The following is a 17,114-nucleotide window of genomic DNA, read 5'->3' as shown; positions in this document are numbered from 1 at the left end:
CATGGCCACCTACATCTATGACGCCGTCCGCACGCCGTTCGGGCGCGCCGGCGGCGCCCTGTCGGGCGTGCGGCCCGACGACCTCGCCGCCATCGTGATGAAGGCGACGATCGAGCGCACCGGCCTCGACCCCGCCCGGATCGACGACGTGATCTTCGGCGATGCGAACCAGGCGGGCGAAGACAACCGCAACGTCGCGCGCATGGGCGCGCTGCTGGCCGGGTTCCCGACATCCGTCACGGGCGTCACCGTGAACCGCCTGTGCGCCTCGTCCGTCGAGGCGGTGGTGCTGGGCTCGCGCGCGATCGAGGCCGGCGACACCGACATCGTGCTCGCGGGGGGTGTCGAATCGATGAGCCGCGCGCCGTACGTGGTCGAGAAGTCGCCGCGGCCGTGGCCGAGCGTGGGCAACCAGACGATGTGGAACACGTCGATCGGGTGGCGCATGACCAACCCGAAGCTGCCGAAGCACTGGACGATCTCGAACGGCGAGTCCGCGGAGCTCATCGCGCGTGAGTGGGGCATCTCGCGCGCAGCGCAGGACGAGTTCGCCGTGCGCTCGCACCGGCTCGCCGCCGAGGCATGGGCGGCCGGGCACTACGACGGCGAGATCGTGCAGGTTCCGGGGGCGGAGCTGGCCCGCGACGAGGGCATCCGCGACGACACCTCGGTCGAGAAGCTCGCGGGGCTCAAGGCCCTGTTCGCCGCCGACGGCGAGGGAACGGTCACGGCCGGCAACTCCTCGCCGATCAATGACGGGGCGTCCGCCGTGCTCCTCGCGCGCGAGGGCGCGCTGCCCGGCGAGCCGCTCGCCCGCATCACCGCGCGCGCCGCCCACGGCGTCGATCCCGACCAGTTCCCGATCGCGCCGATCGAGGCCGCGAACAAGGCGCTGGCGCGGGCCGGTCGCGCGTGGGCCGACGTCGACTTCGTCGAGCTCAACGAGGCGTTCGCGTCGCAGTCGCTCGCCTGCCTGGCCGGCTGGCCCGAGCTAGATCCCGACAAGCTCAACGTGCACGGCGGCGCACTCGCGATCGGCCACCCGCTCGGCGCCTCCGGCGGACGCATCATCGGCCACGCCGCGCACGAGCTGCGTCGGCGCGGCGGCGGTGTGGCCGTCGCCGCCATCTGCATCGGCGTCGGGCAGGGCCTCGCCGTCGTCCTGGAGCGGTGACCCGCGCACCGGTCGGTAGGGTGAGCCGGTGACCGCGACCAGCGACGAGCCCACCACGGCCGAGCGCCGCGGCGAGCCGGCCCCGAGCAGGGACACCGTACAGTCCCTCGCGCGGGGGCTCGCCGTCATCCGCGCGTTCGATGCCGACCATCCGGAGCTCACGCTGAGCGAGGTCGCGCGACGCGCCGACATCACGCGCGCGGCGGCCGGCCGGTTCCTCCGCACTCTCGAGGAGCTGGGCTACGTCCGCGGGCGTGACCGGCTCTTCGCCCTGACGCCGCGGGTGCTCGAACTGGGCTTCAGCTACCTCTCGGCGCTGTCGATCCCCGAGATCGTGCAGCCGCACCTCGAGCGGCTCTCGCGCGAGGTCGACGAGAGCGTGTCGGCGGCTGTGCTCGACGGCGAGGAGATCGTGTACATCGCTCGCGTGCCGACTCGCCGCATCATGAGCGTGCGCATCACGATCGGCACGCGGTTCCCCGCCTTCGCGACGTCGATGGGACGCGCGCTGCTGGCCGGGATGCCGGCTGCCGAGCGCGACGCGCTGCTCGCGGCATCCGCTCTCCCCGCCCTCACCGACCGCACCCTCACGAACGCCAGCGCGCTGCGCGACGAGCTCGCGCGGGTGGCGGAGCAGGGGTGGGCGCTGGTGGACGGGGAACTGGAGCCCGGGCTTCGCTCGGTGGCCGTGCCGCTGCACGATCGTCGGGGGGACGTGGTCGCGGCCGTCAACGTCTCGACGAGCGCCACCCGCGACAGCGTCGACCACGTCCTCGCGCAGTACCTGCCGCCGCTGCAGCAGACCGCGGCGGCCATCGACGCCGAGCTGCGCCTGGTCTAGCGGGCGTTGCGCTCCAGGCCGGTGGGAGGAGCGTCGACTGCGACAGCGTCCCGGCGTCGCAGCATCCTTTCGATGCCGTTCAGCACCACCGCGCCCGTTGTGGTGACCGCCGCGACACCCACGAGCAGGCGCACCCAGCCCTCGATCGACGCCACGCCGGCTGCGTCGTAGGTGGAGTAGTCCGTCAGCTGCCAGGTCACGACGGTCAGCATGAACGCGCTCACGAGCGACAGCCCGCCGCCGACCCAGAGGGCGGTGGCCCAGGGATTGTGCGTCATAGGCTCATCCTGCCAGCGGCCACGCGGTCGCGCGCGCCGTCGAGGATTCAGGAACTCCGGCGTCGTCGCGCGCCCGCAGGGCCGAAGCCGCGGCGTGTCTCCTGAATCCTCGACGTCGACGTCGACGTCGACGTCGACGTCGACGTCGACCTGCGGGCCGGCGCGGGCGGCCGCGGCATCCGTCTCAGAAGACGATCGTGTGGTTGCCGTGACGGATGACGCGGTCCTCGGCGTGCCACAGCACGGCGCGCGAGAGCACCTGGCGCTCGACATCGGCGCCGCGACGGGCGAGCTCGGCGGCGGAGTCGGCGTGGGTCACCCGCACGGTGTCCTGCTCGATGATCGGACCCTCGTCGAGGTCGTCGGTGACGTAGTGGGACGTCGCGCCGATGAGCTTGACGCCGCGCTCCTTGGCCTTCTTGTAGGGCTCGGCGCCGATGAAGGCGGGCAGGAAGGAGTGGTGGATGTTGATCACCGGCACGCCCAGCTGCGACAGGAAGTCGCCCGACAGGATCTGCATGTAGCGGGCGAGCACGACGACATCGACGTTCCCCTTGAGCAGTTCGAGGATCTTCGCCTCGGAGGCCGACTTGTCGGGTCCGGGGGTGCTGGGCACGTGGAAGAACGGCACGCCGAAGGAGCGGACGTCCTCGGCGGAGGTGGTGTGGTTCGAGATCACCATCGGGATCGTGACGGGCAGATCGCCCCGACGGTGTCGCCAGAGCAGGTCGAGCAGGCAGTGGTCCTGCTGGGAGGCGAGGATCGCCATGCGCTTCGGCACCGACTGGTCGGTGAGCGACCACTCCAGCTCGAATCCGGCGAGCGTCTGCGCGATCTCGCCCTCGATGGCGGGGCGGTCGGCCGCGAAGCCGGGGCGGTGGAACACCACGCGCTGGAAGTACGCGCCCCCGGTCGGGTCGTCGGAGTACTGGTCGAACGCGACGATGTTGCCGCCGATGCGCGTGATCATCGCCGACACCGCCGCGACGATCCCCGGGCGGTCACTGCCGTGCACGATGAGGCAGGCGTGGTCGGGCTTGAGATGCGGGGAGGCAGCCATTGTTCGATTCTGCCGTGTCGTGACGGGCGCGGTTCGCAGGGGCGGCGGGGAAGGATGCCGCGGCACCGCGTCGGCAGCGGCCCCGCGTGCGATGGCGGATGCCGCTACGCCGCGCCGACGGCGCGCAACAGGTCGCCGTTGCGGGTGAGTGCGAGGTACTCGGCGACGGCGTCGCGGCTCTTCGTGAGGCAGGCGAGGCGCTCGTCGAGGGCGGCGAGCTCGGTCGCCAGCATCTCGGCCAGCTCCCGCGAGCACGTCGGCTGAGCCATGGCGCATTGGCGCTCGACGTCGAGCACCACTTTCGCGAGGCGCGTCGTGAGGCCCGCCTGCACGAGGCCGCGGGCGCGGGTGGCGCGCTCGACGTCCGCCTCGTCGTACGAGCGGTAGCCGTTCGCCGACCGCTCCGAGACCAGCAGACCCTGCTCTTCGTAGTACCGCAGCATCCGCGGGGGGATGCCGGTGCGCTCCGCCAGTTCGCCGATCTTCACGTCGTCCTGCCCCCTCGTCGGTTTCTGTCGCGCGAAAGCTTGACATTGACATTGATGTCAAAGTTTAGCCTCGGTGCATGACCACGTCCACGGCATCCGTCGCTCTCCCTCCCGCATCTGCGGCGACGTCCGCGCCTGCTCGCCTTCCGCTCCGCTCCCTCCTCATCCTGAGCCTCGGAGTGCTCGTCACGGTGACGGCCGAGTCGCTGCCCGCGGGGCTCATGCCCGAGATGTCGGCCGACCTCGGTGTCTCGCCGATGCAAATCGGCCTGCTCATCTCGATCTGGGCGCTCACCGTCATCGTCACGAGCATCCCGCTGGCAAAGACGGTGTCGCGGGTCGACCGGCGCCTGGTGGTCGGCGTGTCCCTCGGCGTGTTCGCGCTCGCGACGCTGGCGACGGCCCTCGCGCCGTCGTACGGCTTCGCCTTCGCCATGCGCATCGCTTCGGCGATGGCGCACGGCGTGTTCTGGGCCGTGGTCATCGTCTACGCGAGCGCGCTGCTGGCGCCCTCGCACCTCGGCCGCGGGCTGGCGCTCGTCACGGCCGGCGGCACGGCGGCGACGGTCGCCGGGCTTCCCGCGGCGACACTCCTGGCTCAGGGCCTCGGCTGGCGGGCAGCCTTCGCCGTGCTCGGGGCCATCGCGCTGATCCTCGGAGTCGTGGTCATGCGCGGGATGCCGCGGTACGTGCCCGAGCCGGCGTCGGCGTCGGCGCGAGCGGCCGGCTTCTGGCGCGACCCGTCGCTGCCGGCACTGATCGCCTTCGGGGCGTCGGCGATCCTCATCGCGGTGGCGCAGTTCGCCTCGTTCACCTACATCAGGCCCTACCTGGATGTCTCGGCCTCCGTCGATTCCGCCTGGGTGGCGGGAGTGCTGTTCGCCTACGGCATCGCGGGCATGGGCGGCGTGGTGGCGGCCGGCTTCCTGGCCGACCGCTTCCCCCGCAGCTCGCTGGTGGTCATCCTGATCGCGTTCGCCCTCGCGTTCACGATGCTCACCCTCGCCGCGGGGGTGCTCGCGGTCGTGATCGGCGCCCTCCTCGTGTGGGGCTTCGCGATCGGGGCGCTCTTCCCGCTGCTGCAGACGACGCTCATGCGGATCGCCACCGAACGCACCCGCACGCTCGCCAGCGCCGGGATCGTCGTGCTGTTCAACGTCGGCATCGCCGCGGGGCCGTGGCTCGGCGGGGTCGTCGGAGGCGAGACGTCGCCGACCGTCACGACCGCGGTCTCGGCCGCGGCGATGGTCGTCGCCGCGCTATTCGGCGCACTCGGCGTGGTGCTCGCCGGGCGCCGGCTCGCCGCGGCGCGCGACTGACCCCTCGGCCGGCTCACCGACCCCGCAGGCGACCGACCCCGCAGGCGACCGACCCCGCACGCGGCCGACCCGCGCCCCAGGCGACCGACCCCGCCGCCTACGTCCCGGCCTGGGCGTGGACGTGGGCTCCGGCATCCACGATCCGTCCCGCCTCGACGAAGAGATCGCGCATCCAGGCGTGCTCGGGATCGCGGCCGTGCACCGGGTGCCACCACAGCGCGTTGGTCAAAGGCGTCGGATCGAACGGCAGCCCCACCACGCGCACGCCGCCGGCGCGCAGGGCCAGGGGCGCGATGGCGGCCTGGATGATGGCGACGCGCGACGTGCCGACGATGAAGTGCGTCATGGAGAGGAAGCTCTCGACGACGACCTCGATGCGCGGTTCGATGCCGAGCTGCTGCACCTGCCGGGCCGCCGACGTGAAGGCGGAACGCGACTGATACGTCATCGCCCAGGGCAGCTCGCCGAGCTGCTCCCGGGTGAGGACGTCGCCCACGGCGTCGTTGGAATCCGCCACGATCGCCACCCAGTCGTCGTGCCAGAGGTCGGCGTAGGGCAGTTCCGACAGTGGCCCGTGCGGGATGATGATGCCGTCGACCGAGCGCAGGCGCGCGGCCGCGTCGTCGACGATCGCGGGGTTGTGCAGCATGAAGCGGAAGCGCACGCCGGGGGCGCGCTCTTCGGCCAGCCTCGACACCACGTTGCCGACCGTCACGAAGCCGTAGTCCGAGCCGTAGATCGCGAACTCGCGCGTGGACTCCTCCGGCGACCACGTCGCCTGGCTCTCGAACACCCGGCGCGCGGCTTCCAGTGCCGCCGTCGTGTGGTCGGCGAGATGCAGGGCGAACGGGGTCAGCTCGTAGGTGTTGCCGCGTCGCGCGAGGATCGGGTCGTTGAAGTGGGTGCGCAGGCGCGCGAGGGACGCGCTCAGCGCGGGCTGACTGAGGTGCAGGCGCTCCGCCGCGCGCGTCACGCTGCGCTCGGTGAGGAGCGCGTCGAGGGCGACGAGCAGGTTGAGATCCAGGCGGGAGAGCAGCGGTCGGTCGGACACGGCGATGTGTTCCTTCGGTTCGGGATGCTGCGATCAGTGTATCCACGAGATTTATGCGGGGGATAGTCGATATCGCGTTGCTGGATGAGCTAGCCGCGGCGAGAGTGGTCCACGGGAACACCGAAGTCGTTGAAGGGATCGAAGATGATCAAACTCCTGTCTCACCTGTCGTATGTGGCGATCACGTCGCCGGACGTCGAGGCATCCGTCGAGTTCTACAAGAACCAGGTCGGTCTCGTCGAGGTCGACCGCATCGACGGCGCCGTCTACCTGCGCTGCTGGGGTGACTACTACGCCTACTCGGTGGTGGTCGTGCCCGGCGACGAGCCGGCCCTCGACACGATGGCCTGGCGCACCTCGAGCGCCGAGGCGCTCGACGAGGCCGCCCGCCGGATCGAGGCCGCGGGCGTCGCAGGCGAGTGGCTCGACGACGTGCCGCAGATCGGCCGCGCGTACCGCTTCAGGGGCCCGTGGGGTCACTCGATGACGCTCCACTGGGACGTCACGCGCCACCACGCCACCGACGCGAACGCGCTCGAGGGCGAGTCCGCCTCGATCTACCCCGACCGTCCGTCACGGCGCAGCAAGGTCGCCGGCGCGCCGCGCCAGCTCGACCACGTCACCATCGCGTGCAGCGACGTCGACGCGTTCGCGGCCTGGTACAACGACGTGCTCGGCTTCCGCATCATGGCCCGCACCGTCCTCGACGAGGCCCCGATCTCGGTGTTCTCGGTGCTCACCACGAACGAGAAGTCGCACGACCTCGGCGTCGTGCTCGACGGCTCGAGCCGCGCCGGACGCATCAACCACTACGCCTTCTGGGTAGACACCCGTGAGGAACTGCTCATCGCGGCCGACGTGCTGGGCGAGAACGGCTACCCGATCGAGTACGGCCCGTCGATCCACGGCATCGGCGAGCAGAACTTCCTGTACTACCGGGAGCCCTCGAGCCTGCGCATCGAGCTGAACACCGGCGGCTACCGCAACTACGTGCCGGACTGGGAGCCCAACACCTGGCGGCCGTCGCAGGGCTCCAACAACTTCTACCGCAACAGCACGATGCCGATGTCGATGACGGAGTCGTTCCCGTCCGCAGACGGCCCGTCGGCCACCGAGGAGGGCGTCCCCGACGAGATCAAGGACGCACTGCTCAATCCCTACGCCAAGCACGGCCAGGGCTGAGACCCGGCCGGGGCGGCGCGGCCGATCGCGCCGCCCCGGCCGCACCATTCGATCCACCAGGAAGCAGACATGACGACGACGTCGACCGGACCCGAAGCCCCCTTCGCCCTCGCCCGCTACCGGGAGGAGGGTGGCGTGCGCCTGGGCCTCGTGGCCGGCGACCGCATCCGCCCGCTCACCTCCGACGACCTCGGTGCGCCGGGCCTCAACGCCTTCCTCGCCGCTCCCGACTGGGACCGGCTGGCGACGCTCGCGAAGAACGCCGACGGCGGGTGGATGCCGCTGGCCGACGTCACGCTGACGGCGCCGGTCGAGCCGCGCCAGGTGCTGCAGACGGGCGCCAACTACCGGCAGCACGTGATCGAGCTGGTGGCGGCGGGGCTCACGAACAACTCCGATCGCACGCCCGAGGAGGCGCGGGAGTCCGCGGCGAAGATGATGGACGACCGTGCCGCGAACGGCGAGCCGTACTTCTTCATCGGCCTGCCCGCGTGCGTGGTCGGCGACGACGTGCCGCTCGCGCTCCCCGCCTACAGCGACGTGCACGACTGGGAGCTCGAACTCGCCGTCGTGATCGGCCGCGAGGCGTTCCGCGTCTCGCGCGAGGACGCTCTCGGCCACGTCGCGGGGTACACGATCGCCAACGACATCACCACGCGGGACCTGGTGTTCCGCAAGGACATGAAGGAGATCGGCACCGACTGGTACCGCGCGAAGAACGCCCCCGGCTTCCTGCCCACGGGGCCGTTCCTGGTGCCCGCGGCCTTCATCGACGGCTCCGACCTCGCCGTGCGGCTGGAGCTCAACGGCGATGTCATGCAGGATGCCTCGACCAGCGACCTGCTGTTCGACATCCCGGCGCTCGTCTCCGGCGCCTCGCAGACCATGCCCCTGCTGCCGGGCGACATCCTGCTCACCGGCAGCCCGGCGGGCAACGGCCAGCACTGGAAGCGATTCCTCCGCGACGGCGACGTCATGACGGGAACCATCGCGGGCCTGGGCGCCCAGGTGGTCCGCTGCGTCGCGGATCCCGTCGCCGTCAGCTAGGCATCCGCCACCATCTCAGCTCACAGAACAGGGAGGTTCTGAAAATGACCGCAGTCCGCAAGGTCGCGATCGCCGGCACCGGCGTCGCGGGTCTGGCCACCGCCATCCAGCTCGCGAAGGCCGGCGTCGAGGTCGACGTCTTCGAGGCCAAGCCCGAGCCGTCGGCGCTCGGGTCGGGCATCTCGCTGCAGGGCAACGCCCTGCGCGTGTTCGACGCACTCGGCGCGTGGGACGACATCCAGCACGCCGGCTACCCCTTCGAGGGTCTGCACCTGCGCGCGCCCGGGCCGGGCGCGCCGGTCGTCGCCGAGCTCCCCGACGTCAAGACCGGCGGGCCGGACTACCCGGCGGCGATGGGGATGCCGCGGCGCGAGCTGACCCGCATCCTGCTGGAGCACGCGAGCGCCGCCGGTGCGCACCTGCGCTTCGGCGCCCCGCTCACCGGCCTCGAGCAGCGGCCCGAGGGGGTCGAGGTGTTCGTGAACGACGAGTCGGTCGGGACCTACGACCTGCTCGTCGGCGCCGACGGTCTGCACTCGGCGGTGCGCGAGCTCGTCGGGATCGAGACGAAGCCGCAGCCGACCGGCATGGGCATCTGGCGGGCGTTCGTGTCGCGCCCGGCGGAGGTGGTGCGCACCGAGCTGTACTACGGCGGGCCGGTGTACATCGCCGGCTACACGCCGACCGGCGAGGACACCATGTACGCGTTCCTCGTCGAGGACGCCCAGGACCGCTTCGGCGTGTCGGATGAGGAGGCCACGCGCATCATGCTCGAGGAGTCCCGCGCGTACGACGGGCCGTGGAACGACATCCGCGCCGACCTCGAAGGCGGCGCCCGCGCGCACTACACGTGGTTCACGCAGCACGTGGTGCCCGCGCCGTGGAACCGCGGCAGGGTCGTCATCATCGGCGACGCCGCCCACTCGTGCCCGCCGACGATCGCGCAGGGGGCGGCGCAGGGGCTCGAAGACGCCCACGTGCTGACCGAGCTGCTCACGACGAAGGATGCCGTCGACGAGGCGCTGTGGGCCGAGTTCCATGCCCGTCGCATTCCGCGTGCGACCGCGGTGGTCGAGGCATCCGTCCAGCTCGGCCAGTGGCAGCTCGACCACAACCGGGATGCGGACGCCGGCGGACTCATCTTCGGCATCGCGCAGCAGATGGCCCAGCCGGCATGAGCGGGGGAGTCAACGAGGATGCCGTGACCGACGTGCACGCGCACCTGCTGCTGCCGTCGCTCCACGCCGAGGTCGAGGCGCGGGTGCCCGAGCTCGTGAAGGAGGCGGCCGCACTCGAGCTCGTCCGCAACGGCGCCGAGAGCCTGGCGGTGTCGGGCCCGATGGTGGGGTCGCGCGTGCCCAAGCTGACGCAGGTGTCCGAGCGGCTGGCCGCGATGGACGCCCAGGGCGTGGGCCGGCAGTGGGTGAGCGCCTCGCCGAACCACTTCTACCCGTGGGCGCCGGAGGGCCTCGCGGTCTGGGCGGCCAACGAGGCGAACCGGCTGGTCGCCGCGCACGTCGCACAGGCACCCGACCGCCTCACCGGGCTCGGGCTCGTGCCGCTGCAGCACCCGGAGCGCATCGTCGAGTGCCTCGACGACGCGGTGCTCGGTCGGGGCCTCGCGGGCGTCGAGATCTCGTCTTTCGCGGGAGACGTCGAGCTGTCGGACGAGCGGCTCGAGCCGTTCTGGGCCCGCGCCGCGGAGCTGGGCGCGATCGTCTTCCTGCACCCGTTCGGCTGCTCGCTCGACGAACGGCTCGACCGGTTCTACCTGTCCAACACGGTGGGTCAGCCCACCGAGAACGCCGTCGCCCTCTCGCACCTGATCTTCGCGGGCGTGCTCGACCGGCACCCCGGGCTCACGCTGGTCGCCGCGCACGGCGGCGGCTACCTGCCCTTCGCGATCGGCCGCTCCGACCGTGCGTGGCGCGTGCGGCCCGAGGCGCAGCGCTGCGCGCACGAGCCGTCGAGCTACCTCAAGAAGCTCTGGTTCGACACCGTCGTGCACGACCCGGCGGCGCTGCGGCACCTCATCGACGTCGCCGGCGCCGAGCGGGTGCTGCTCGGCAGCGACTTCCCGTTCGACATGGGCCTCGACGATCCGGTCGCCTTCGTCCGCGACGCCGGCCTGCCGTCCGAGGTCGCCGACCGCATCCTCGCCGGCAACGCCGCGGCGCTGCTGGCCGCACGCGTACCCGCGTAACCGAACCCCTGCAGACAGTGGATCGCCGCGATCCCCGCGCGGCGGCATCCGACATCACCTGGAAGGAAGCAACACACTCATGGCCGACACCACCACCTCGCGCACCGCCGCCCCCACGGCGCCGTCCGGCGAGTTCCGCCGCGCGTGGCCGACCCTCGTGTTCAGCACGATCGGCGCCGGCGTGGGACTCAGCTCGCTCGGCTACATCCTGGGCACCATGGTGGTGCCGCTGCAGGCCGAATTCGGCTGGGGACGCGGCGAGATCAACCTCGCCTCGCTGGTGAGCTCGCTCGGACTCGCGGCAGCCCTTCCCTTCGTGGGGCGATTCCTGGATCGGCTCGGCGTCAAGCGCGTCGCCCTCGTCTCGATTCCGCTCTTCGTGCTCATGCTGGTCATGATCGGCCTGTTCACCTCGAATCTCGCGACGTTCCTCGCGTTCTACGCGCTCGCCGGAGTCCTGGGCGCCGGCACGTCGGCCGTCACGTACTCCAAGGCGGTGGTCGAGAAGTTCGACCGGCGTCGCGGCATCGCGCTCGGCATCGTCGCCGGCGGCCTCGGAGCGGCCGGTCTGTTCCTGCCGCCGCTCATGGGCATCGTGATCGCCGACAGCGGCTGGCGCGCGGCCTACCTCACGATGGCGGTGCTCGGCGCGCTGCCCTTCGTGCTCGTCTTCTTCGCCCGTCTGAGTGCGCCGGCAGCCGTCGCCGCGATCGATCGCTCCACCCTGCCGGGGCTCACCGTCGCCGGCGCGCTGCGCAACCGCGCGTTCTGGAGCCTCTGCGTGGTGTTCTTCCTGCTCGGCTGGGCGCTGCTCACGATGGTGCCGCACTTCGTGCCGCTGCTGATCGACTCGGGTGTCGACCCGGTGCAGGCGGCGTTCCTGTCATCGCTGGTCGGCGTCGGGACCGTCATCGCCCGGCCTCTGATCGGCTGGCTCTTCGACCGGTTCTACGTCACGTATGTCGCCGTCCCCCTCTTCCTCGCCGCCGCGTTCGGCTGCCTCCTCCTGCTGTGGGCCGGCCCGAGCTTCGCCCCGCTGACCGCCCTCCTCATCGGCATCGGATTCGGCGCCGAGATCGACCTCATGGGGTACCTGAGCTCGCGGTACTTCGGTCCCCGGGCCTTCGGCATCCTGTACAGCATCGTGTACAGCGTCTTCATGATCGGCAGCGCCTTCGGTCCCGTCACCGCCGGCTTCGCGTTCGATGCCACGGGCAGCTACGACATCCCGCTCATCACGGCGGCGAGCATGATGGTGGTCGCCACCGTCATCCTGCTCACGCTGCCCCGCTTCGCCGAGGAGACCGACGCATGACCGATGCCCCGCAGCTGCAGCGGCTCGCCGAGGGAGTCTGGGCGTACGTCCAGCCCGACGGCGGGTGGATGATCAACAACACCGGGCTGGTCGACGACGCGAGCGGTGCGACGAGCATCGACGTCACCTCGACGGCCGCGAGGACGCGCGCGTACCTCGGGGCGGCCGAGGAGGTCGCGTCGTCGCCCGTCCGACGGGTCATCCTCACGCACTCCCACCCCGATCACTGCAACGGCGCCTCCCTGCTGCCCGACGCCGAGATCATCGCGCATCGCCGGGTCGCCGACGATCTGCGCGCGCCCCACCGGCTGGCTCCGCACATCTTCACCCCGTTCGTGCAGGGCGATGTCGCGCCGCGGATCCCGACGCTCGTGTTCGACGACGCGCTGACGATCGCGCCCGAGGGGCGCCGGATCGAGGTGCGTCATCCGGGCACGCCCGCGCACACGACGGGGGATTCGTACGTCTGGCTTCCCGCCGAGCGGGTGCTCTTCACCGGAGACCTCGTCTTCCACGGCGGCACCCCATTTGCGCTGTCTGGATCGCCCGTCGGCTGGCTGCGCGCCCTCGAGCAGATGGCATCGCTGGAAGCCGAGATCGTCGTGCCCGGCCACGGGCCGGTCGGCGGACCGGAGCTGTTCGCTCCGGTCGCGGACTACCTCCGGTTCCTGATCGACGCCGCGGCCGATGCCCGCGCTCGCGGGCTGTCGCCGCTGGAGACGGCGCGCACGCTCGACCTGGGCCGGTTCGCCGGGCTCGCAGAGAAGGAGCGGATCGTGGGAAACCTCCATCGCGCGATCGCCGAGGCGGAGGGCGGGCAGCCCGACATCCCCGCCGCCTGGCAGGACATGTACGAGTACAACGGCGCACAGCCGCTGGACTGCCATGCCTGATCCCTTCATCGCAGGAGAGGAACCGCCCGAATGAGAATCGCCCGCTGGAGTCACGACGGCACCGTCGGCGAGGGGTTCGTCGTGGACGATCGCGTCGTCGCCTTTCGTGACGGACTCACCGTCGCCGAGATCCTCGCCGGAGGAGCGGATGCCGCGCACGCGGCCTTCGCGAGCGTGCAGGGCGACCTCGGCGCCCCGCTCGCCGAGGTGCGGCTGCTCGCGCCGCTGGTGCCGGCATCGGTCCGCGACTTCGTCGCCTTCGAGGAGCACGTCGAAGGCGTGAGCGCCGGTGTCGAGGGCAAGAGCCACGTCGCCGACGAGTGGTACCAGGCCCCCACGTTCTACTTCACGAACCCGCACACGATCCTCGGCCCCGGCGACGTGCTGCATCCTCCGGTGACCCAGCGGCTCGACTTCGAGCTGGAGGTCGCGGTGGTCATCGGGGGCCCTTCGACAGGCTCAGGGACCGGCGGAGCGGGCTCAGGGACCGACGGAGCGGGCTCAGGGACCGGCGGACGGGGCTCAGGGACCGGGGGACCGGGCTCGGAGACCGGCTGGAGCAACCTGACCGTCGAGGACGCGGCATCCGTCGTCTTCGGGTACACGATCATGAACGACTGGTCGGCCCGCGACCTGCAGGGCCGCGAGATGAAGGTGCGTCTCGGGCCCGCGAAGGGCAAGGACTTCGGCACGGCGCTCGGCCCGTGGATCGTCACCGCCGACGAGCTCGAGCCGTACCTCGACGCCGACGGCTTCATCGCGATCCGCGCCGAGGTCTACGTCAACGGCGAGCTCATCGGCGAGGACCTGGTGTCGAACGCCGGCTGGCCGTTCCCCGAGTTCGTCGCCTACGCGTCGCGCAATTCGCGCGTCGTGCCGGGCGATGTGCTGGGCAGTGGCACCGTCGGCAACGGCGGATGCCTCGGCGAGCTGTGGGGCCGCAACGGCGGCCTCGTGCCGCCGCCGCTGCAGGAGGGCGACGAGGTGCGCATGGTCGTCGAGGGCATCGGCGAGCTCGTCGGCACCGTCGGCGCTGCGGTGCCGGCGCCGGACGTGCCGCCCGCACGCCCGCGTCCGCGTCTGCGGCACCGGGAATCCGGCTCCGCCTGAGCCGTTTGCCGTCGGCGCGGTCTCCGCTGCCGACGGCGAACTCCCCTCGGAGCACGAACGAAAGGGCCGGATCGTCCACGGACGATCCGGCCCTTTCGCGTCGATCAGGCGGCTGCGACCCGGGCCGGCTGCTGCCGGCGGAGGACGAACGCGAGGATCGCCGCGACGACCGCCGCGGAGATGCCGACGATGCCCACGGCGACGGGCAGGGGCGCACCGGTGCCGGCGGTGAGCGCGCCCATCACGAGCGGCGTGACGAACTGCCCGAAGAAGAACGCGGCGGTCCACCAGCCGGTCGCGCGACCGCGCTCCTCGAACCGGGTGCGCGAGACGACCCACGTGACGAGCGAGGGCAGCAGGATGCCGGAGCCGTAGCCCGCGACGATCGCGCCGATCAGCACCCCGGCGAAGCCGCCGAACAGCCACACGATGATCATGCCGGCGGCCTGGAGCCCGAACGCCAGCGGCAGCTGGAGCCGCGTGCCCGCCTTCGCGATGCGGGGGAACGTGAAGGCGCCGGCGGCGGTGGCGAGCGATGCGATCGCCGCGACCAGGCCGATCGTGGCGGTGTCATCGGCGGCGACGCCCGTGCCCACGACGAGGTAGCTGACCTCGATGATCATGACGTAGAACGTGAAGCCGCCGAAGAGCGTGACCACGAGCGGCAGTCCGAGGATGCGCCACGGCACGCGCGCCTTCTCGCCGGTCGGCACATGGAGGTCGGTCGAGTCGCCTCGACCCGGCTCCCACAGCGAGAACACCATGGCCACGGCGATCGGGATCGCGATCGCGTAGATCCAGAACGGCGCGTGCCAGCCGGCCGAGCCGACCGCACCGCCGACCGCGATGAACACCGTCGCACCGAGGGTCGTGGCGACCGTCTGCAGGCTGAGGTACCGGTTGCGGCGGTTCTCCTCGTGGAAGTAGTCCACGATGAGCGTCGTGCAGACCGTCATGATGGCCGCCTCGAAGAGCCCCACGAAAGCGCGGCTGATGAGGATGCCGGTCAGGTTGTCGAGCCATGCCGGCACGGTGCCGGCCACGGCGTAGGCGAACATCGCCACGACCAGCAGCGTCTTGCGGCCGGTGCGGTCGATGATCTGCCCGGCGAACGGTGCGAACAGCGCGATCATCAGCGCCGGGATGGCGACGATCATCGGCACCAGCACGTCCGCACCCGGCTCGTCGGCGAAGTGGGCCGAGAGCTGGGGCAGGACAGGAGTGATGAGGACCGACCCCATCACGGGCATGCAGCTGCCGGCCAGCAGGAGGGCGGCCTGCCAGGCTCCGGCGCGTCGGGTCGGCGTCGGGGCGACCTCGAGGTTGGGCTTCGTCATTGAATCTCCTTTGACTCACCTTCATTGAAGGCCGAGCGGGGAGATCAGCGAAGAGCGATGCGGTTATCCAGGGCATCGATGGCATTGATACCGGTGCGGTGACTATCGCACGCCGCGCATCATCTTCAGCACCGGCTTGGCGGCGGCGAGGAGCGCGAGGCCGAGCACGATGGCGATGCCGCCGAGGATCGTGAAGTACGGCACCTCGTTCTCGGGGTCGTAGAACTGCGCGAGCCAGCCGGCGATCGCGGTGCCGAGGGCGATCGAGAGGAAGTACAGCGCGACCATCTGGGTGTGGAACCGCTGAGGCGCGAGCTTCGTGGTCACCGACAGCCCCGGGGGCGAGATGAACAGCTCGGCGATCGTGAACACCAGGAGGATCAGGACGATCGCCAGGAGCGGCGTGGAGTTCGGCGCACCGTTCGCCCACGGCAGGAACAGCAGGAAGGCGACGCCCATGATCATCGCGCCGAGCGAGAACTTCACCGGGGCCGAGGGGGCGCGTGTGCCGAGCTTCGTCCAGATCGCCGCGAAGACGCCGGAGAGGATGATGACGAAGATCGGGTTGATCGAGTTCACCCACGACACCGGCATCTCCCAGCCGAGGATCGTCCGGTCGAGCTGCTTGTCGGAGTAGATCGTCAGCACCGTGAACTGCTGCTGGTACAGCGACCAGAATCCGACGTTCACGATGAACAGCGGGATGAAGCCGATGACACGCGAACGATCGTCGGCGGTGATGGCGCGCGAGGAGATGATGACGGAGAAGTAGGCGATCGCCGCGACGAGCGTGACGAGGATCACGATGCCGGCGAGGTTGTCGGCACGGATCACGCCCGTCAGCACGAGCACCACGATGAGCAGCAGTCCGGCGACGCCGATGCCGATCATCACGCCGCGGCGGTTGGCGGGCAGCGGGTTCGCCACGACGCGCGATGAGGCCGGCAGCTGCTTGCGCCCGAACGAGTACTGGAGGAGGCCGATCGCCATGCCGACCGCGGCGGCGCCGAAGCCCCAGTGGAACCCGACGTTGCTCTGCAGGAAGCCGGTGACGATCGGCCCGAGGAACGCACCCAGGTTGATGCCGAGGTAGAACAGCGAGAAGCCCGCATCGCGGCGCGGGTCCTTCTCGGAGTAGAGCGTGCCCACGACCGCGGTCGCGTTCGCCTTCAGGCCGCCCGATCCGACGGCGACGAGGATGAGGCCGACGCCGAGCCCCCACACGCTCGGGAGCAGCGCGAGCGCGATGTGACCGGCCATGATCACCCAGGCGCTGAAGAACAGGACCCGCTCCGAGCCGAGCAGGCGGTCGGCGACCCACGCGCCCAGGATCGTCGACAGGTAGACCGTGCCGCCGTAGGCGCCGACGATGCCGGTGGCCGTCGCCTCGGGAATGCCGAGCCCGCCGTCCGCGACGGAGTAGTACATGTAGATGAGCAGGATGCCCTGCATGCCATAGAAGCTGAACCGCTCCCACATCTCGACGCCGAAGATGTGCGCGAGCGCCCAGGGCTGTCCGAAGAACCGGGCATCGTGGTCGGCACCGTCGTCTGCCGCCGTGGTTCCCGCCGCGTCCGTGCCGCTCGCCGCGGCGACGGTGCCGGTCCGCGTGGCGTCGCCCGCCGCCGTCGCGCCGTCCGGCGGCCCTACGGGCACCTGCTCGGGCTCGCCACGGCCCGGTCGAGTCCTGTCGTCGTCCTGAAAGCCCTGATCACGCCCGCTCATCGCCCGCTCCCGTCGCCCCGGTTCACGTCAGGCTAGCGACCGGGCGCACGAGCCGATAGACCCACCTCGGGGCCCTAGTCTGAGGACGACC

16 protein-coding genes are annotated in these 17,114 nt (G+C 71.0%); 10 read left to right on the top strand and 6 right to left on the bottom strand.

Features of this window, described 5'->3' with window-relative positions:
• Position 1: 1 nt before the first annotated feature.
• A complete protein-coding gene (locus ABG085_RS18035; RefSeq protein WP_347977124.1) occupies positions 2-1,174 on the top strand; it encodes a thiolase family protein in 1,173 nt (390 codons plus the stop codon).
• 28 nt (positions 1,175-1,202) lie between these two features.
• Positions 1,203-2,015 (top strand): IclR family transcriptional regulator C-terminal domain-containing protein, encoded by an 813-nt coding sequence (locus ABG085_RS18030; RefSeq protein WP_347977123.1) that lies wholly within the window; start codon positions 1,203-1,205, stop codon positions 2,013-2,015.
• On the opposite strand, the gene ABG085_RS18025 is transcribed toward ABG085_RS18030, so the two are convergent.
• The 3 genes from ABG085_RS18025 to ABG085_RS18015 all read right to left on the bottom strand — a co-directional run bounded on the left by ABG085_RS18025 (position 2,012) and on the right by ABG085_RS18015 (position 3,841).
• On the bottom strand, positions 2,012-2,293 hold the full coding sequence (locus ABG085_RS18025; protein ID WP_347977122.1) for a hypothetical protein: 282 nt from the start codon (positions 2,291-2,293) through the stop codon (positions 2,012-2,014). The genes ABG085_RS18030 and ABG085_RS18025 overlap by 4 nt on opposite strands.
• A gap of 184 nt (positions 2,294-2,477) precedes the next feature.
• Positions 2,478-3,353: a formyltetrahydrofolate deformylase gene (gene purU / locus ABG085_RS18020; RefSeq protein ID WP_347977121.1), complete on the bottom strand. Its 876-nt coding sequence runs from the start codon at positions 3,351-3,353 to the stop codon at positions 2,478-2,480.
• Positions 3,354-3,457: 104 nt separating this feature from the next.
• On the bottom strand, positions 3,458-3,841 hold the full coding sequence (locus ABG085_RS18015) for a MerR family transcriptional regulator (RefSeq protein ID WP_347977120.1): 384 nt from the start codon (positions 3,839-3,841) through the stop codon (positions 3,458-3,460).
• A gap of 77 nt (positions 3,842-3,918) precedes the next feature.
• Here ABG085_RS18015 and ABG085_RS18010 point away from each other — a divergent pair, with 77 nt between their 5' ends.
• Entirely contained in the window at positions 3,919-5,160 is a 1,242-nt protein-coding gene (locus ABG085_RS18010; RefSeq protein ID WP_347977119.1) for an MFS transporter, read from the top strand.
• A 97-nt stretch (positions 5,161-5,257) separates the two neighbouring features.
• On the opposite strand, the gene ABG085_RS18005 is transcribed toward ABG085_RS18010, so the two are convergent.
• On the bottom strand, positions 5,258-6,211 hold the full coding sequence (locus tag ABG085_RS18005; protein ID WP_347977118.1) for a LysR family transcriptional regulator: 954 nt from the start codon (positions 6,209-6,211) through the stop codon (positions 5,258-5,260).
• Positions 6,212-6,355: 144 nt separating this feature from the next.
• Between ABG085_RS18005 and ABG085_RS18000 the strand changes: the two genes are divergently transcribed.
• The 7 genes from ABG085_RS18000 to ABG085_RS17970 all read left to right on the top strand — a co-directional run bounded on the left by ABG085_RS18000 (position 6,356) and on the right by ABG085_RS17970 (position 13,961).
• The gene (locus ABG085_RS18000) at positions 6,356-7,393 is read left to right on the top strand and encodes a VOC family protein (protein ID WP_347977117.1); all 1,038 of its coding nucleotides are present in this window, start codon (positions 6,356-6,358) and stop codon (positions 7,391-7,393) included.
• Positions 7,394-7,462: 69 nt separating this feature from the next.
• The gene (locus ABG085_RS17995) at positions 7,463-8,440 is read left to right on the top strand and encodes a fumarylacetoacetate hydrolase family protein (protein WP_347977116.1); all 978 of its coding nucleotides are present in this window, start codon (positions 7,463-7,465) and stop codon (positions 8,438-8,440) included.
• 44 nt (positions 8,441-8,484) lie between these two features.
• Entirely contained in the window at positions 8,485-9,618 is a 1,134-nt protein-coding gene (locus ABG085_RS17990) for an FAD-dependent monooxygenase (RefSeq protein WP_347977115.1), read from the top strand.
• On the top strand, positions 9,615-10,643 hold the full coding sequence (locus ABG085_RS17985; RefSeq protein ID WP_347977114.1) for an amidohydrolase family protein: 1,029 nt from the start codon (positions 9,615-9,617) through the stop codon (positions 10,641-10,643). Before ABG085_RS17990 ends, ABG085_RS17985 begins: the two co-directional genes overlap by 4 nt.
• 79 nt (positions 10,644-10,722) lie before the next feature.
• A complete protein-coding gene (locus tag ABG085_RS17980; RefSeq protein WP_347977113.1) occupies positions 10,723-11,958 on the top strand; it encodes an MFS transporter in 1,236 nt (411 codons plus the stop codon).
• The gene (locus tag ABG085_RS17975) at positions 11,955-12,851 is read left to right on the top strand and encodes an MBL fold metallo-hydrolase (protein ID WP_347977112.1); all 897 of its coding nucleotides are present in this window, start codon (positions 11,955-11,957) and stop codon (positions 12,849-12,851) included. Before ABG085_RS17980 ends, ABG085_RS17975 begins: the two co-directional genes overlap by 4 nt.
• A 30-nt stretch (positions 12,852-12,881) precedes the next feature.
• Positions 12,882-13,961, top strand: a complete 1,080-nt coding sequence (locus ABG085_RS17970) for a fumarylacetoacetate hydrolase family protein (protein ID WP_347977111.1) — start codon at positions 12,882-12,884, stop codon at positions 13,959-13,961.
• 104 nt (positions 13,962-14,065) lie between these two features.
• On the opposite strand, the gene ABG085_RS17965 is transcribed toward ABG085_RS17970, so the two are convergent.
• The gene (locus ABG085_RS17965; protein WP_347977110.1) at positions 14,066-15,298 is read right to left on the bottom strand and encodes an MFS transporter; all 1,233 of its coding nucleotides are present in this window, start codon (positions 15,296-15,298) and stop codon (positions 14,066-14,068) included.
• Positions 15,299-15,400: 102 nt separating this feature from the next.
• Entirely contained in the window at positions 15,401-17,023 is a 1,623-nt protein-coding gene (locus ABG085_RS17960; protein ID WP_347977109.1) for a peptide MFS transporter, read from the bottom strand.
• Positions 17,024-17,114 lie beyond the last annotated feature (91 nt).

This window comes from Microbacterium sp. ProA8 (assembly GCF_039905635.1).
GTDB lineage: Bacteria > Actinomycetota > Actinomycetes > Actinomycetales > Microbacteriaceae > Microbacterium > Microbacterium chionoecetis.
This window is presented reverse-complemented; position numbering and strand designations above follow the sequence as displayed.

Coding starts and splice junctions, on each gene's coding strand:
- ABG085_RS17960 (WP_347977109.1), bottom strand. CDS start 17,023: ATGAGCGGGCGTGATCAGGGCTTTCAGGACGACGACAGGACTCGACCG.
- ABG085_RS17995 (WP_347977116.1), top strand. CDS start 7,463: ATGACGACGACGTCGACCGGACCCGAAGCCCCCTTCGCCCTCGCCCGC.
- purU (WP_347977121.1), bottom strand. CDS start 3,353: ATGGCTGCCTCCCCGCATCTCAAGCCCGACCACGCCTGCCTCATCGTG.
- ABG085_RS17985 (WP_347977114.1), top strand. CDS start 9,615: ATGAGCGGGGGAGTCAACGAGGATGCCGTGACCGACGTGCACGCGCAC.
- ABG085_RS17970 (WP_347977111.1), top strand. CDS start 12,882: ATGAGAATCGCCCGCTGGAGTCACGACGGCACCGTCGGCGAGGGGTTC.
- ABG085_RS17990 (WP_347977115.1), top strand. CDS start 8,485: ATGACCGCAGTCCGCAAGGTCGCGATCGCCGGCACCGGCGTCGCGGGT.
- ABG085_RS17975 (WP_347977112.1), top strand. CDS start 11,955: ATGACCGATGCCCCGCAGCTGCAGCGGCTCGCCGAGGGAGTCTGGGCG.
- ABG085_RS18025 (WP_347977122.1), bottom strand. CDS start 2,293: ATGACGCACAATCCCTGGGCCACCGCCCTCTGGGTCGGCGGCGGGCTG.
- ABG085_RS18035 (WP_347977124.1), top strand. CDS start 2: ATGGCCACCTACATCTATGACGCCGTCCGCACGCCGTTCGGGCGCGCC.
- ABG085_RS17980 (WP_347977113.1), top strand. CDS start 10,723: ATGGCCGACACCACCACCTCGCGCACCGCCGCCCCCACGGCGCCGTCC.
- ABG085_RS18010 (WP_347977119.1), top strand. CDS start 3,919: ATGACCACGTCCACGGCATCCGTCGCTCTCCCTCCCGCATCTGCGGCG.
- ABG085_RS18000 (WP_347977117.1), top strand. CDS start 6,356: ATGATCAAACTCCTGTCTCACCTGTCGTATGTGGCGATCACGTCGCCG.
- ABG085_RS17965 (WP_347977110.1), bottom strand. CDS start 15,298: ATGACGAAGCCCAACCTCGAGGTCGCCCCGACGCCGACCCGACGCGCC.